At 37.6% G+C, this 17039-nt stretch carries 16 protein-coding genes and 1 riboswitch; of the genes, 13 read left to right on the top strand and 3 right to left on the bottom strand.

Annotated elements, in window-relative coordinates:
- Positions 1-2 precede the first annotated feature (2 nt).
- The 3 genes from ABD814_RS07425 to ABD814_RS07415 all read left to right on the top strand — a co-directional run bounded on the left by ABD814_RS07425 (position 3) and on the right by ABD814_RS07415 (position 2726).
- Positions 3-989 carry an ABC transporter permease gene (locus ABD814_RS07425; RefSeq protein WP_344911817.1) on the top strand — a complete coding sequence of 329 codons (987 nt, stop codon included), beginning with the start codon at positions 3-5 and terminating at the stop codon, positions 987-989.
- Between the two features lie 2 nt (positions 990-991).
- On the top strand, positions 992-1786 hold the full coding sequence (locus tag ABD814_RS07420; protein ID WP_344911815.1) for an ABC transporter ATP-binding protein: 795 nt from the start codon (positions 992-994) through the stop codon (positions 1784-1786).
- Between the two features lie 163 nt (positions 1787-1949).
- Positions 1950-2726, top strand: a complete 777-nt coding sequence (locus ABD814_RS07415; RefSeq protein ID WP_344911814.1) for an ABC transporter ATP-binding protein — start codon at positions 1950-1952, stop codon at positions 2724-2726.
- A 76-nt stretch (positions 2727-2802) separates the two neighbouring features.
- Here the strand turns inward: ABD814_RS07415 and adhE are convergent, their stop codons facing one another.
- Both adhE and ABD814_RS07405 read right to left on the bottom strand, forming a co-directional pair.
- Positions 2803-5409 carry a bifunctional acetaldehyde-CoA/alcohol dehydrogenase gene (gene adhE / locus ABD814_RS07410; RefSeq protein ID WP_344911811.1) on the bottom strand — a complete coding sequence of 869 codons (2607 nt, stop codon included), beginning with the start codon at positions 5407-5409 and terminating at the stop codon, positions 2803-2805.
- A 50-nt stretch (positions 5410-5459) separates the two neighbouring features.
- Complete coding sequence (locus ABD814_RS07405) at positions 5460-5687, bottom strand: hypothetical protein (protein WP_344911808.1); 228 nt, start codon at positions 5685-5687, stop codon at positions 5460-5462.
- 460 nt (positions 5688-6147) lie between these two features.
- On the opposite strand from ABD814_RS07405, the gene pflB reads away from it, so the two are divergent.
- From pflB to ddlA, 10 genes are all read left to right on the top strand, one after another.
- The gene (gene pflB / locus ABD814_RS07400) at positions 6148-8406 is read left to right on the top strand and encodes a formate C-acetyltransferase (protein ID WP_344911806.1); all 2259 of its coding nucleotides are present in this window, start codon (positions 6148-6150) and stop codon (positions 8404-8406) included.
- Positions 8407-8793: 387 nt separating this feature from the next.
- The gene (gene pflA, locus ABD814_RS07395; RefSeq protein WP_344911803.1) at positions 8794-9546 is read left to right on the top strand and encodes a pyruvate formate-lyase-activating protein; all 753 of its coding nucleotides are present in this window, start codon (positions 8794-8796) and stop codon (positions 9544-9546) included.
- A 155-nt stretch (positions 9547-9701) separates the two neighbouring features.
- Positions 9702-10121, top strand: coding sequence for an organic hydroperoxide resistance protein (locus tag ABD814_RS07390; RefSeq protein WP_344911800.1), 420 nt, complete (start codon positions 9702-9704; stop codon positions 10119-10121).
- A gap of 112 nt (positions 10122-10233) precedes the next feature.
- Entirely contained in the window at positions 10234-10689 is a 456-nt protein-coding gene (locus ABD814_RS07385; protein ID WP_344911798.1) for a flavodoxin, read from the top strand.
- Positions 10690-10818: 129 nt separating this feature from the next.
- Positions 10819-11328, top strand: a complete 510-nt coding sequence (gene lepB, locus ABD814_RS07380) for a signal peptidase I (RefSeq protein WP_344911797.1) — start codon at positions 10819-10821, stop codon at positions 11326-11328.
- Positions 11329-11686: 358 nt separating this feature from the next.
- A riboswitch (TPP riboswitch) is annotated at positions 11687-11790 on the top strand.
- Between the two features lie 161 nt (positions 11791-11951).
- Positions 11952-12779, top strand: a complete 828-nt coding sequence (gene thiD / locus ABD814_RS07375) for a bifunctional hydroxymethylpyrimidine kinase/phosphomethylpyrimidine kinase (protein WP_344911795.1) — start codon at positions 11952-11954, stop codon at positions 12777-12779.
- On the top strand, positions 12776-13591 hold the full coding sequence (gene thiM, locus ABD814_RS07370) for a hydroxyethylthiazole kinase (RefSeq protein WP_344911793.1): 816 nt from the start codon (positions 12776-12778) through the stop codon (positions 13589-13591). Before thiD ends, thiM begins: the two co-directional genes overlap by 4 nt.
- A complete protein-coding gene (thiE, locus tag ABD814_RS07365) occupies positions 13581-14228 on the top strand; it encodes a thiamine phosphate synthase (protein ID WP_344911792.1) in 648 nt (215 codons plus the stop codon). The genes thiM and thiE overlap by 11 nt, the downstream gene beginning before the upstream one ends.
- A 104-nt stretch (positions 14229-14332) precedes the next feature.
- On the top strand, positions 14333-14773 hold the full coding sequence (locus ABD814_RS07360; protein ID WP_344911791.1) for a DUF4064 domain-containing protein: 441 nt from the start codon (positions 14333-14335) through the stop codon (positions 14771-14773).
- An 18-nt stretch (positions 14774-14791) separates the two neighbouring features.
- Positions 14792-15889 (top strand): D-alanine--D-alanine ligase, encoded by a 1098-nt coding sequence (gene ddlA / locus ABD814_RS07355; RefSeq protein WP_344911790.1) that lies wholly within the window; start codon positions 14792-14794, stop codon positions 15887-15889.
- Positions 15890-15938: 49 nt separating this feature from the next.
- On the opposite strand, the gene ABD814_RS07350 is transcribed toward ddlA, so the two are convergent.
- Positions 15939-16847, bottom strand: a complete 909-nt coding sequence (locus ABD814_RS07350; protein ID WP_344911788.1) for a DUF4349 domain-containing protein — start codon at positions 16845-16847, stop codon at positions 15939-15941.
- Positions 16848-17039 lie beyond the last annotated feature (192 nt).

Below are 17039 nucleotides of genomic sequence, written 5' to 3'. Positions count from 1 at the left end.
TTGTGTTTATTTCAATTTTTAATGCAGTTGAGTCGGGAGTTATTTATGCGATAATGGCGCTCGGTGTTTACCTATCATTTCGTGTCTTAGATTTTCCAGACTTAACGGTTGATGGGAGTTTTGTTACGGGTGCAGCAGTTGCCGCCCTCTCAATTTCGAACGGAATGTCGACGATTATGGCGACACTTCTAGCTTTATTGGCTGGTTTTATTGCAGGTGGGTTAACGGGAATTTTGAATACGAAGGGTAAAATTAATCCATTACTATCAGGGATTTTAATGATGACAGGTTTGTATTCGATTAATTTAAGAATTATGGGGCAATCAAATATTCCGCTATTAAATGAACAAACACTGTTTACTAAGCTTGTCGATGGCTGGTCAAAATTAGGTATTGATCGTGGGATTAGTAGCTTACTTAACAGTATTGGCCTAGATCGCGTGCCGAGAACGTGGGGGATTTTAATCGTTATGTTGATCGTAACATTTGTGATTAAGCTCGTGCTCGATTACCTTTTAAAAACCGAATTGGGATTGGCTTTAAGAGCGACCGGTGACAATGAAAATATGATCCGAAGCTTTTCAGCTAATACAGATCACTTAAAAATCCTCGGTTTAGGTTTATCAAATGGTTTAGTTGCGGTTTCAGGTGCACTCTATGCGCAGTATGCTGGTTTTGCTGACTTAAACATGGGGATCGGAATGATTGTGATTGGTCTTGCCTCAGTTATTATTGGTGAGTCAGTGGTTGGGACAAAAACAATTACCCGCACAACGCTAGCAATTATTGTAGGTGCAATTATTTATCGAATTGTTATGACATTGGCACTGAGAACACCATTTTTAGATACTGGAGATATGAAGCTGATTACATCAATTTTAGTTATCGCAGCTTTAATTGTTCCTAAATTAGTGACTGGTCATAAAGAAACAAAACGCAAAAAGCTTAAACGCCTAGAGCTTGAACAACGCTTGAAGGGAGGCGCTTAATCATGTTGGAGTTGAGCAATATTTCATTGACCTTTAATGAAGCAACAGCAGATGAGAAAATCGTTCTTGAGGAGATTAACTTAAACTTAAACAAAGGTGATTTTGTTACAGTCGTTGGCAGTAATGGTGCGGGTAAATCAACGGTTATGAATGTGATCTCTGGTAGTTTATTTCCTGATGTTGGTCATGTATCGATTAATGGGAACATCGTGACGGCTTTGCCAGAATATAAGCGCTCTCGCTTTATTGGCCGTGTTTTTCAAGACCCAATGGCAGGTACATCACCAACGATGACAATTGAAGAAAATTTAGCGATCGCCTATTCAAGGCGGAAAAATCGCAGCTTAAAATTAGGTGTTAATAAAAATCGTCGCTCATTTTTCCAATCCACATTAGCAACATTGAATTTAGGCTTGGAAAATCGCTTAAACATGAAGGTCGGTTTATTGTCTGGTGGGGAACGTCAGGCACTCTCACTATTAATGGCGACATTTACTAACCCGGATATATTATTATTAGATGAACATACTGCTGCACTCGATCCATCGCGGGCAGAGTTAATTACGAATTTAACGAAGAAAATTGTCAAAGAAATAGAGTTGACGACATTAATGGTTACTCACAATATGCAGCAAGCATTAGATTTAGGTAATCGATTAATTATGATGGATAAGGGGCAAATTATTTTAGATATTTCTGGTGCTGAAAAGAAGGCACTAACAATTGATAAACTGCTCCATGAATTCCAGCGTATTCGTGGTCAGCAACTCAACAGCGACCGTGCAGTATTAGGTTAGATTGTAAATAAAAAAGCAAGTGATAACTATTTCTAGGTATCACTTGCTTTTTTCTGATTTAAGAAGGATACCAACTTTAGTCGAAGGAATTAGACTTTCGAAATACTCGAACTTTTCAAATAAATGAGCGATAATAGATGTATTGGAATGGTGGAGGGATTAGATGATGATTAACTTAGAAAATATTGGTTTGATTCGACAAGGAAAATGGATTTTAGATCAAATCAATTGGCAAGTTAAAGCAGGAGAGCATTGGGTTTTGCTTGGGTTAAACGGCGCTGGAAAAACAGCTTTATTACATATGCTCAGCGCATATCACTTTCCAGCACAGGGATCGATTGAAGTATTAGGAAGAAAGTTTGGCAAAGATCCTCTAGGGGAAGAGTTACGACAAGAAATTGGTTTAGTTTCTCAAACGATTAAGTCACGTTTTTATGACTCGGATAGTGCTTATCAAATCGTTTTAAGTGGGGGATTCGCTTCGATTGGTTTATATGAGACACCAACTGATCAAATGCGAGCTCGAGCGCAACAGCTACTAAAAGATCTCGGTTGTTTTCATTACGCAAATCGGGCTTATTATACGTTATCACAAGGTGAAAAACAACGCGTGATGATTGCTCGAGCATTAATGGGACAGCCTAAGTTACTGATTTTAGATGAGCCAACGAATGGATTAGATTTTTTAGCGACAGAAAAACTACTTGACGCTGTTGAGCGGATTGCTTCAAGACCAGATGCACCAACGATTTTGTATGTCACGCATCACGTCAATGAAATTCTGCCGTTATTTGATAAAATTTTAATGCTTAAAGAGGGGAAAGTCTATCGTTCGGGAAACAAGGATGAGTTATTATCTGAACAGACCCTGTCAGCTTTCTTCGAGACAGACATTCAATTAACTTGGCAAAACAACCGCCCGCAAATTTGGCGGAAATAATTAATCAATAGAAATCCCCCTTAGTTTTTAAAAACTAAGGGGGATTCTTTATATAAATAAAGTTAGGGAGCCTGTGTTAGCCTTTGTAAGCCTGACGAAGGACTTCAGCAAGTTCTGTTACAAGTGGTAACTTAGGGTTTGCTGTTGTACATTGATCTTCAAATGCTTTATCAGCTAAATAATCAACCTTGTCATTAAACTCTTTTTCAGGAATACCATTTTCAGCAAGGCTCATCGGAATATCGAGCTGCTTAGCTAATTTATAAATCGCTTTAATCAGACTCTCAACACCCTCTTCAGTCGTTTTTGCTGGTAAATCCAATGCTTTTGCGATTTCAGCATAACGCTGATCGGCAATAAAGTGCTCATATTTAGGGAATGAAACAAACTTAGTTGGTTTGAGCGCATTATATCGAACAACATGTGGAAGTAAAACAGCATTTGCTCGACCGTGTGCAATTTCAAACTCTCCACCAAGTTTGTGTGCTAAGCTATGGTTTATCCCCAAGAACGCATTGGCAAATGCCATTCCTGCAATTGTTGATGCGTTATGAACTTTCTCACGTGCTAATTCATTACTGCCATCTTTGTAGGCAAGTGGTAAATAGTCAAAAATTAATTGAATCGCACGAATGGCCAGACCGTCAGTGTAGTCATTAGCCATATTTGACACATATGCTTCAATCGCATGTGTTAAAACGTCCATACCCGTATCAGCTGTAACTGTTTTTGGAACCGTCATAACAAATTGTGGGTCAATGATCGCTACGTCAGGCGTTAATTCATAGTCAGCTAATGGATATTTAACATTTAGCTCTTTATCGGTAATAACAGAGAATGAAGTAACTTCTGATCCAGTACCTGATGTTGTAGGAATGGCAACAAATTGTGCTTTATGACCTAACTTCGGATATTTATAAACGCGTTTACGAATATCTAAGAATTTTTGTTTTAGGCCATTAAAATCCGTATCAGGGTGCTCATGGAAGAGCCACATTCCTTTAGCCGCATCCATTGGTGATCCCCCACCTAGTGCAATGATCACATCTGGATCAAAAGCAGCCATTGCTTCTGCACCTCTCATCACCGTTTCTTTTGATGGATCAGGTTCGACATCAGAGAAAATTTCACAGTGAACATAATCTGATCGTTTTCTTAGGTGATAGAGAACTTTATCAACATAGCCTAATTTGACCATCATTTCATCCGTCACAATAAAGGCTTTAGATATGTTAGGCATTTTAGCTAAATATTGAACAGAGTTTCTTTCAAAGTATACCTTTGGTGGAATCTTGAACCATTGCATATTGTTATTTCTTCTTGCCATATGTTTAACGTTAATTAAGTGAACCGCTCCAACGTTTGTTGAAACAGAGTTGCCACCATAAGAACCGCATCCAAGTGTTAATGAAGGCATATAAGCATTATAAATGTCCCCGATTGCACCTTGAGAAGAAGGAGCATTGACAATAATTCGCCCGGCTTTCATGCGTGAGCCATATGCATCAATTACATCTTGATCATTAGAGTGAATAACAGCAGAGTGTCCAAGTCCACCGAATTCAAGCATTTCTTCTGCTCGTTTCATCCCTTCTTCCGTATTTTTAACTTTATAAGCGGCTAAAACAGGACTTAATTTTTCACGTGATAATGGGTGATCTGGTCCAACACCTGTTAGCTCAGCGATCAGAATCTTTGTTTCTTTTGGTACAGTCACCCCGGCCATTTCAGCAATAACTACAGGACTCATCCCAACAATATCTAGGTTAACTGCACATGTATCTTCATTAATGACCAACTTTTCAACTTTTGCTTTTTCAGCATCTGATAAGAAGTAGCAATTATTATCAATCATTTCTTGTTTAACTGTTTGATAAATTTCTTGATCGACAATCATCGCTTGTTCAGATGCACAGATCATCCCATTATCAAACGTTTTTGATAAAATTAAATCATTAACTGCACGCTTAATATCAACTGATTTTTCTATATAACAAGGAACATTTCCTGCACCAACTCCAAGTGCTGGTTTCCCTGAGCTATAAGCAGATTTGACCATGCCTGGTCCACCTGTTGCGAGTATTGTTGCAATATCTTTATGCTTCATCAAAGCTTGAGTAGCTTCAATTGATGGTTGTTCAATCCACTGAATACAATGTTCCGGTGCCCCAGCGTTAATTGCAGCTCGATAAAGGATTCTAGCTGCCTCTGAACTTGATTTCTGTGCTGATGGGTGGAAGGCAAAAATAATTGGGTTACCTGTTTTAATCGAAATAATTGATTTAAACATCGTAGTTGATGTTGGATTTGTAACGGGTGTTACCCCAGCGATTACTCCAATTGGTTCAGCAATCTCAACCATCCCATCGTGTGGGTTTTCATTAATGACCCCAACCGTTTTATCATATTTAACATTATGATAGACATATTCAGTTGCGAATATATTTTTAATAATTTTATCTTCATACACACCACGACCAGTTTCTTCTACAGCGAACTTTGCTAGATACATATGATGATCCAGCCCAGCGAGCGCCATTTCTTTTACAATGTGATCGATTTGTTCTTGTGTTAGCTTTTTCATTTCTTTTAAAGCATTCTTTCCTTGTGCTGCAAGTTGATCAATTTGTTCTTGTGCTGATAATTCAACTTTTTTGTTTTTCTTTTTAACAACGGCTACCATTGTTATCCCTCCTTAAATTGTGAAACATTGAGCAAATTTTGCAAAAAAAATTAAATACTTTCTGGGTGACGGGGAATCTTAATAAAAGAAACATCATTGATCATTCTTGTGTTACTTTTTACGATCACAACATAATGATCTGTCCAAATATAACTTGGAAGCTCTTGATCTTTTTCAAAAAGCATTGCTTGAAATTGATCATTGATCTGTTTTTCGAAGCTAGATTGTGTGTAATAATCTGCATCAGTCTTGAAGTCTTGCCACTTTGTTAAGATCATTTTTTACCCCCCTTTCTCTTGCTATATTTACTATACCACCTGAATGCGCTTACAATTTAAGTAAAATGTGAACACTTTGTGAAATACTTCACAATAGAGCTATTATGATAAATTTATTGTAGATCAAGTAGTGGGATTGGACAAAATGTATGCGCTTTACTGTTATAATAAGGACTTAAAATGTAATTATAACAGATTGATACAGACGGGATAACCAACTAAGAAAAGGTGATATATTGTTTTGGATTGTATAATGTAAATGTGATTATATCAATGAATTTTCAGAAAACTCACCTTAATTACAAGAGGTTGTTTAATAATGAACTAAATATGAACAAATTATGAACTTTAACTATAACAGTTTGAAAAAACACTTGTTTTCACTTTTCTTTAAGAAGTGAGTGGTATATACTTAAATTAAGATAATAATTGTTGAATTATATTTGAGGAGGTAGCGGAAATGAAAGTAGCAGATGAAGTTACAAAAAACAATCCTTGGGATGGTTTCCGTGAAGGGAACTGGAAAAACGAAATAGACGTTCGTGATTTTATTATTAAAAACTTCACATTATATGAAGGAAATGAAGACTTTTTAGCAGGACCTACGGAAGCAACAAATGATTTATGGAAGCAAGTTATGGAATTGACGAAAGAAGAACGTGAGCGTGGTGGTGTTTATGATCTAGATACAAAGATCGTCTCAACAATCACGTCACATGATGCAGGATACTTGAATAAAGACAAAGAAAAAGTTGTCGGTGTTCAAACAGATGTACCATTCAAACGTTCATTACAACCGTTTGGTGGAATTCGTATGGCATCAGTCTCGGCTGAATCATACGGTTATAAGTTAGATGAAGAAGTTGAAAAGATTTTTACAGACTATCGTAAAACACATAACCAAGGTGTTTTCGATGCGTATACACCAGAAATTCGTGCGGCACGTCGTGCAGGTGTTGTAACAGGATTGCCTGACGCTTACGGTCGAGGCCGTATTATCGGTGATTATCGTCGCGTTGCGCTCTACGGAGTTGATCGCTTAATTGAAGCGAAGATGGCTGATCTTGCAATTATCGGTGGTAATGGCGTGATGTCAGATGATGTCATCCGTGACCGTGAAGAGCATATGGAACAAATTCGTTCATTACAAGAATTAAAACAATTAGGTGAAACATACGGGTTTGACATTTCTAAACCAGCAACAACCGCTCAAGAAGCTTTCCAATGGTTATATCTTGGTTACCTTGCAGCGATTAAAGAACAAAACGGTGCGGCGATGAGTCTTGGTCGTACATCAACGTTCTTAGATATTTATATCGAACGTGATCTTGAAAATGGTGTTATGACAGAGAAAGAAGCTCAAGAATTAGTTGACCACTTTGTGATGAAGTTACGTCTAGTGAAATTTGCTAGAACACCTGACTATAATGAATTATTTAGTGGAGACCCGACTTGGGTAACGGAATCAATTGCAGGTATTGCCGAAGATGGTCGCCCATTAGTCACGAAAAACTCATACCGTTTCTTACACACGTTAGATAACTTAGGACCAGCTCCAGAACCAAACTTAACCGTATTATGGTCAACTAAGTTACCAGCTAACTTTAAGAATTTCTGTGCGAAAATGTCCATTCAAACAAGTGCAATTCAGTACGAAAATGATGACATTATGCGTGAACACTATGGCGATGACTATGGAATTGCTTGCTGTGTGTCAGCAATGCGGATTGGTAAGCAAATGCAATTCTTCGGTGCACGTGTTAACTTAGCTAAAGCATTACTTTACGCAATTAACGGTGGTGTTGACGAAGTATCAAAAGCACAAGTTGGACCAAACTATGCACCAATAACTTCAGAGTATCTAGACTATGATGAAGTAACGAAAAAATATGATGTCATGTTAGATTGGTTATCAGGTGTTTACGTCAATGCACTAAACATCATTCACTACATGCATGATAAGTATAGCTATGAAAGAATTGAAATGGCTCTACATGATCGCGATGTATTAAGAACAATGGCTTGTGGTATCGCTGGATTATCAGTTGTAGTGGACTCATTAAGTGCGATCAAACATGCTAAAGTTCGTACAATCCGTGATGAAAACGGAATTGCTGTTGATTATGAAATTGAAGGGGATTACCCTAAATACGGTAACAACGATGACCGTGTTGACCAAATCGCTGTTGATTTAGTTAAGTCATTTATGAATAAGATTAAGCAACACAAGACTTACCGTGAGTCAGTTCATACACAATCAATTCTGACAATCACTTCAAACGTTGTCTATGGGAAGAAGACGGGTAACACGCCTGATGGACGTAAAGCTGGCGAGCCATTTGCTCCGGGTGCGAACCCATTACACGGCCGTGATACAAATGGTTCATTAGCATCATTAAACTCTGTTGCTAAAATGCCTTATGACTATGCGTTAGATGGAATTTCAAACACATTCTCAATCGTACCGAAAGCATTAGGTAAAGATATTGACAGTCAAAAAGCAAACCTAGCAGCAATGTTAGATGGTTATGCTAAGAAAAAAGGTCACCACTTGAACGTTAACGTATTTGACCGCGAAACATTATTAGATGCAATGGAGCGTCCAGAGGAATACCCTCAATTAACGATCCGTGTATCTGGTTACGCTGTTAACTTCATTAAGTTGACAAGAGAACAACAAATTGACGTTATTAACCGTACGTTCCACGAAAGTCTATAAGTTTTACAATATGGGAGAAGACTAATCTTCTCCCATACTTATACGATCGAAAACTTATGGCCGATCGTATAAGTATCGGTATTCTAAATTATTCATTGTTTATTGAGAAATAAGTAAATACGCTTAACTAAATGACTTGAGATTATATGTATGCATTAATTTAAAAAGGTGACGAGAAACTATGCATAGTCATTTGAAGACACGAAGACTCCTGCGGGAATAGGATGAGCCGAAGATCCACTTTTGGAGCGTTTTTTGCTACAAAAGTTAGCTGAGGCCATCCCCGCGGAAAGCGAAGTGTCTTCAGATGACGACCTGTCGTATGAATAGTTTGGAAGTAATAATTTTTGCCATGAAAATGTAGCAATCAAATTGGGAGGGGACAGCATGACAGTAAAAGGACGGATTCACTCAATTGAAACATTAGGAACTGTAGACGGACCAGGTCTACGTTATGTTATCTTTACACAAGGTTGTTTATTACGTTGTCAGTTCTGCCATAACCCTGATACATGGAAGATGTCAGGTGGTAAAGAAATGACAGTTGCAGAGATTGTTGAAGATATTAAAGACTACCAACCATACTTTGAATCTTCTAATGGTGGGGTCACAGTCAGTGGTGGTGAACCACTTCTCCAAGCAGAATTTTTGTTAGAATTATTTACTGAACTGAAGAAACTAGGTATTCATACGTGTATCGACACATCTGGTGGCTGCTTTAGCCGTTCACCACGATTTATCAAAACATTAGATGCATTATTAGAAGTGACAGATTTAATTTTATATGATCTGAAGCAAATTGATGATGCAATGCATAAAGAATTAACAGGTGTATCTAATAAGCACATTTTAGATATGGCTCACTATTTAGATGAGAAGCAAATTCCAATCTGGGTTCGTCATGTGTTAATTCCGGATGGAAGCGATAATGACCAACTGTTACAACGTTTATCTGACTTTATCGCAACATTGTCGAATGTGGAAAGAATCGATGTTTTACCATACCATGAACTGGGTGTTTATAAATGGTCAGAACTTGGTTTGGATTACCCACTTGAGGGTGTTAAACCACCAACCGATACCCGAGTCAAGAACGCAGAAGCAATTCTGAATCGGGAAAAGACAGTTGCTTTAAATTAAGCTATCAATAATTAAAACTTGAACACCGTATCGGGCAATTTGAATGTTTGCTAATACGGTGTTTTTAAAATTCTCTTTAAATATGATGTTTAATATATCTGAAATTAAGGAATATTAAGTTGAAGCAAAAATATCATTAAGGAGAGGGTAATAAAATGAGTAAAGTTATGTTTACTTCGATCGCTACAGCTAAGGGTGGCAGAGAGGGTCATGTTAAATCAGATGATGGGATCATCGATTTAAAACTCGTTGATCCGGCAGCTGATGGTAATGAGAAAGGCTCGAATCCTGAACAATTATTTGCAGCAGGCTATGCAGCTTGTTATGACGGTGCACTTAATCTAATGGCATCTAAGCAAAGGAAAGAGATTGACTCAGAGATAACTGCAGAAGTTAGTTTAATGGAAGATAGTGACGATAAAGGTGTTAAAATTGGTGTTGTTTTAAATGTTAATATTAAAGGAGTCTCACAAGAAGAGGTCGAGAAGTTGGCAAATTTAGCACATGATTTTTGCCCATACTCAAAAGCGACAAGAGATAATATTAATGTGAACTTGAAAGTAAAAGCTGTTTAAAATAGATTGACTAAAAATCGATGAAGAAATAGGCTTCATCGATTTTTTTTGTTAAACTATAAATATGAAAAGATACAATTAATTTTTTAAATAATATATAGGAGTGACGTTAATGAACGTAGCAGTCGTTTATACGAGCATGACCGGTAATACGGAAGAAATTGCCCAAATACTTAGTGATCAAGTAGAACAATACGATCTAACAGTTAAAATATTTCACGTCGAATTTGATGACATCATGGCACTCGACTTAAAAAATTATGATGCCATTTTATTTGGCACCTATACATGGGGTGATGCAGACCTACCTTTTGAACTGGAAGATTTTCATGAAGACTTAGGGGATGAAGACTTATCAGGAAAAGTTGTCGGTCTATTTGGATCATGTGATTCATATTATGAGTTTTACGGTGCGGCGATGGAAATTATGGCGAAACAATTTCGAGCAATTGGTGCAGAAGTCATCGAGCCATTACTTAAAATTGAATTGGCTCCAGAACCCGAGGACGATGAAAAGATTGAGCAATTCGTTAAAAAATTTGTCGACCGTGTAAAACAATCATCATAAAAAAGCTCATGATTGGAATTTTGCTAATCTAAATCAACTAAACTTGCAAAATTAATCAAGGAAGATAGCCTTTCACTAAAAAAAGGCATATAATTATTAAAAGAGCATGAGTAAAAGAGGTTGTTATAAATGTTAAAAGAAATCATGTCATGGTTATATGCAATTCTGATTGCATTAGTGATTGTTATTTTAGTCAGAGGATTTATTGTCACACCATCTGTCGTCAAAGGCGATTCAATGCAACCGAACTTATATGATGGTGATCGGATTATTATTAGTAAGCTCAGTTCAATTAATCGCTTTGATGAAATTGCATTTGTCGCACCAAATGGCGAAGACAATTATGTTAAACGGGTGATTGGTCTCCCAGGTGACGAAATTGAAATCATTAATGATACTTTATATATTAACGACGTTGCCTATGATGAAAATTATTTAACGGAAATTCAAACAGACGAAGTTTCGGTTAGATACTTCAGCTCAGCAAAAATCCCAGAGGACACATACTTTGTAATGGGTGATAACCGTAAACATAGTTATGATAGCCGGGAATTTGGCGTGATCCATGAAGATTCAATTATTGGTGAAGTCGTCTTTAGAATCTGGCCACTCGATTCAATCGGCGCCGTTAGCCCATAATCATTACCTTTGCCTAAGAACAAATATTATGGTTAGATAAGTATAAAGTTAAGTAAATTTCATAATTATTAGATTGAAAGCAAAACACGAATGAGCAGTAATTGTATCGACTTAATAAATAATATTAAGACAGCACATCAAGTGATTGGAACGTCGGGTGGCGACTCCGGCGGGAAAAGATCGAGTCCGAAGATCCGCTAATAAAAACTTGTAAAGTTTTTATTAGCAAGCTGAGGCCGATCCCGCGGAACGCGTCCACCCAGAGTGGAAATCACCGGTCTAGCACCAACATGGTTATTTGTGTTTTATATCCGTATAAATGATTATGAAATTTACCGATCCAATAAAAAATTATATATTTTTCCACTAGGGGCGCGTTTGACGCTGAGATAAAGATAACTCTTTAGTCCCTTTGAACCTGATTAGGCTAATACCTACGTAGGAAAGTGGAGCATTGCTTACACTACTTTAAATAATGTAAACCGCTCCTACTTCAGGGGTGGTTTTTTTATTTCGTAGATAAGAAAGTATAACAACTTTCTTACTACAAAAGTGCAACTAAAGCATTCGCCTAAAGGCTTGGCGAATGCCAAGTTTTCTAAAAATTCACAAGGGGGAAAGCAATGATGAATGTAAAAACAGCTTTAACAATTGCAGGAACAGATCCAACAGGAGGAGCAGGCATTCAAGCCGATTTAAAGGCATTTCAGGAACGTGAAGTTTATGGTATGAGTGTTTTAACGTCTGCAGTCGCCCAAAATACATTAGGTGTGCAAAGCATTCATAATTTACCGACTGCTTTTATTGAACAACAGCTCAAGTCTGTCTTCACTGATATTAAACCACACGCAATTAAAACAGGGATGATTGCAACAATTGAGATGATGGAGTTAATTGCTGATTATTTTGAACAATATCGAGCGATCCCTTATTGCTTAGATCCAGTCATGGTTGCTACAAGTGGAGATGTATTAATGGAAGAAGCTTCTCAAACGATGATTAAAGAACGTTTAGTCCCGCTTGCTACAATTGTGACGCCTAATTTATCTGAAACTGAAATATTAGTCGGGAGAAAAGTGACGACGATTAGAGCAATGGAAGAGGCTGCTATCGAAATTGTCAATGAACTTGGTGCACAGACAGCTGTGGTGAAAGGTGGTCACCTTGAAGGTGGTGCGGTCGATGTTTTTTATGATGGTAACCAGATTCATCACCTTATATCAGAGCGCTTTGACACGCCTCATACACACGGAACAGGGTGTACATTCTCTGCGGTGATCACGGCAGAACTGGCGAAAGGGAAATCGGTTCTTGAAGCGGTTAAACGAGGGAAAGTTTATATTACTGATGCGATTCGTTATTCTTTAAAGTTAGGCAAGGGAAATGGCCCAACAAATCATTGGGGTTATCGCCTCAAAGGATTGCCAAATGAAAGAGGTTATTCGAAATGAAACAATCGATCATTGAGATTGTTGACCAAGTTAAACAAAAACAATCGTTGATTCATAATATAACGAATCAAGTTGTGATGAATTTTACCGCAAATGGACTCTATGCACTTGGCGCCTTACCGATTATGGCGCATGAACGACGTGAGGTTGCAGAAATAACAACACAATCAGATGCGCTCGTTTTAAATATCGGGACATTAACTGAGGAATTATTAGAAACGATGATCGTTGCTGGACGTGCTGCTAATCGAAAAGGTATTCCGATTGTTTTTGACCCGGTTGGCGTTGGGGCAACAAAGTTCCGAACTGAAGCAGCACGCAAACTATTATCTGAACTAGAGATCAACTTAATCCGGGGAAACACAGCGGAAATTAGTCATTTAGCTGGACTAAAAGCGGATATGAGAGGTGTCGATGCAACAGAACAGTTGGATGGGGAAATAGTGATTAGACAATCAATCGAAAAATTGGCTATACCGATTGTGATGACGGGGAAAACCGATTTTATTGCTGACCAAGCAACAATTATTAAACTAACAAATGGTTCAGCACTATTAACAAAAATAACGGGAGCAGGTTGCTTACTATCATCGGTTGTGGCGGCTTTTTTAGCTGCAAATCAATCTAATATTCTTGCACCAACTGCAGCGGTTGCTTATTTTACAATTGCAGCAGAAAAAGCGGCGGAACAAGCGACATTATCTGGCCAATTCCACATCGCTTTTTTAGATGCGCTAAGCGGAGTCACAGCAACCGATTTAGAAGAGCGACTTCAAATCGAGAAAGTGAGTGTGAACGGGAGTGAATTTTAATCGATCGTCGCTTGCAGTCTACTTTATTCTCGGCAGTCAAAATGTAAACGACCAAGATCCGCTCTTCGTTTTAGAGCAAGCATTACAAGGTGGGGTTACTTGCTTTCAATTTCGTGAAAAAGGTTCTGGAGCTAAAACAGGTGAAGCTAAATTTCAATTGGCAGAGCAAATGCAAAAGCTTTGTCAAAAGTATCAGGTGCCATTTTTTATTAATGATGATCTTGAGCTTGCGATCCGACTTAACGCAGATGGTATTCATGTAGGGCAAGATGATTTATCGATTCAAGACATCAGAAAAATTGCACCAACTAAAATGAAGATTGGACTGTCGATAACAACCACTGATCAAGCTATTGAAGCGGAAAAACTAGCCGTTGATTATATCGGGATTGGTCCAATTTTTCAAACGACAACTAAAAGTGATGCTAAACAGCCGATTGGACTTGAAGGAGTTATCGAAATTACTAAAGCAGTACCAAAACTTCCAAGCGTTGCGATTGGTGGGATTACGAAGTCTGATTTAATTGAGATTAGAAAAGCTGGAGCAGATGGTGTAGCCGTTATCTCAGAAATTGCTTCAGCAGATCAGCCAAAATTAGCAACCGAATCTCTCGTTAAACTTAGCGGTAGTATTTAAGTTGGATTCATAATTAAAATGAATCTGACTATAATTAAATTAGTCAGTTAAACACCCAATATGTTAGAATGTAAAGAGATCAGAGAAAGAGGTGTTGACGACTTATGATAAATAGGAAAATTGAAATATTCTTGGTCATTATGGGGATGGCAGTGTTCTTTTTCTTCGGTGTAACTGGAGCAACCATGATCAATGTCCATGATGATGAGATGGCAACAGATCTATACGAACAGTATTTAGAAGATGCGTCAGTTGAAGAAGTAGCTGAAGAAGATCTGTCGACTTATGATGAATTTGTAGAAGCATTAAGAACAGCTGGCATTATTATTATAGTCTTAGCAGTGATCACTGTAATCGTTGGTATCGTAAGTGTTTTACTCTTGCGGAATGATAAACGACCTAAAATTGCTGGAGTCATTCTTTTAGCAGCGGGCATCTTTATTGGGTTTCTCCAATTCTTTATTGCGCTTGTAGCTAGTTTGTTCTATGTCATTGCTGGGTTAATGGCATTATTCCGAAAACCTAAAATTAGCTTAGGTGAATAGTTGAAGGAGTTGAAATAGATGGGGAAAATAAGAGTTGGAATTGTGTTTGGTGGTAAATCAGCAGAGCATGAGGTTTCATTACAATCCGCTAAAAATATTATTGACGCCATTGACCGTGATAAGTATCACGTCGTGTTAATTGGGGTAGATAAAGAAGGTAGTTGGCAAATTAATGATGAAGCTTCTTTCTTATTAAATGAACAAGATCCAAAGGCAATTGAACTGAAAAAAACAGAAACTAAAATTGCTGTTTTACCAGGTGAAAAGCAAGGTCAAATTTATAATTATCAGACCAAGCAACCATTACCGCAAATTGATGTTATTTTCCCAATCATTCACGGAACTCTAGGTGAAGACGGCAGTATCCAAGGCCTGTTGCGCACGTTGAATTTGCCCTTTGTCGGTGTTGATTTATTAGGTTCTGCAGTCAGTATGGATAAAGATTTTGCGAAACGAATTTTACGAGATGCAGGGATTAATGTTGCTAACGGACTTGTTTATAAAAAATACCAACAAGCAGAAATTGATTTCACGTTTGTTCAAGAAAAGCTCGGTTTACCGTTGTTTGTTAAACCTGTTAACCAAGGATCGTCGGTCGGTGTTAATAAAGTAGAGACGGAAGTCGAATTCGAGCAAGCAATCAAAGAGGCATTTCTGTACGATGATAAAGTACTAATTGAAGAAGCAATCATTGGCCGTGAAATTGAATGTGCAATCCTTGGGAACGATGAACCAATTGCTTCAGTTCCTGGAGAAATCTTGCCTCAATCAGGCTTTTACTCATACGAATCAAAATATATTGATGAATCTGGAGCGAAACTATCTGCTCCAGCAGACTTAACAAATGAGCAGACGAAAAATGTTCAAGAAGAAGCGTTAAAAGTATTTAAGACATTAGATTGTGAAGGAATGGCTCGGGTTGACTTTTTTATGAAACCTGACGGGACATTAATTGTTAACGAAGTCAACACAGTTCCAGGCTTTACTAAAATTAGTATGTACCCTCGTTTATGGGGCTTAAGTGGTTTACCATATCCTAAATTGATCGATCGACTAATTGAATTAGCCTTCGAACGCCACGACCGAAAACAACAATTAAAAAGTGCTGTTTTTTAGTAAATAAGAAAAACCTTCAACCATCAAGGCTTGAAGGTTTTCTTGCTCTTTACTCAATCGTCCGTCTACCTCTCCGCTTACGATAAGCAAAATAAACTAACCCGCTAATCACAACAATCAAGATAATTACTGGCAAATTTCCAACGATAAAGACAAATAAATTAGCGCCACCAATTAAAAGGCGATTATAACTGTTCAACCACTGTTCCTTTGTTCGTTGCCAAATATTTAAATTTTGTTCATGAGCAAATTCAGTTTGCTGTTCAATGATATAAAGCTCAACAGTAGCTAAATCAGATCGATTATCAATATAATTCATCTGCCCTTTAATGCTCTCGATTTCGTACTGAACATTAGCTAAATCTCTAGAAATATTCAAGAGATCTTCAGTTGTTTCAGCTTCCTCCATAAACGTTAAAAGTCGTGCTTCAAGTTGCTCACGAGATTCTAGTCGTGTAGCTAAATCAACGTATTGATCCGTTACATCCTTACCAGTTAACTCACGGTGATTAATTAAAATCTGATCATTATCTTCTAAAAAATTAAAAAACAAATCAAGTGACTCTTGTGGGATCCGAAGTTGAAGATGGCCTTCGTGCAACTGGTCATCTAATCGACTCGTTTGATTTGAAACGATATAGCCATTCATCTCATTGACCGTTTCCTCTATGATTTGGACCACATCCAAATACTGCTTTACTTCTAAATCAAGATAAGCATTATAAATAATCTTTCGAGTTGCTTCTGATAATCTTTCAAGATCAGGTGCTGTTGGATCAGTGGGTTCAATCGCAAAGTCAGCTTGTTCATCACTCATCATACCGATTTCAGATTGATAACTTGCTTCATCACTAACCGCCATATCATAGTCAGCGTAATTGCCACTATAGTCATCACTACTACAAGCGAATAACAACAATAAGGATACTAAAATCAAACCGATCATTTTTTTCTTCACAACGATACCCCCTATTTTGTCTAACTACTTAATCAGACGCTCCGTACTTAAAAAGGTTACGCTCCATTATTCTTATTATAACCGAGGAAGATTGTATAATCAAGTTAGTCACCTAAAATTAGCTATGAAGAGTAAATTTATTTAAATGCATATTACTTGCTCAAACTGTGAGTTAAATTTTACCATCTGGTT

The organism is Amphibacillus indicireducens, from assembly GCF_039539605.1.
Classification (GTDB): domain Bacteria; phylum Bacillota; class Bacilli; order Bacillales; family Amphibacillaceae; genus Amphibacillus; species Amphibacillus indicireducens.
This window is presented reverse-complemented; position numbering and strand designations above follow the sequence as displayed.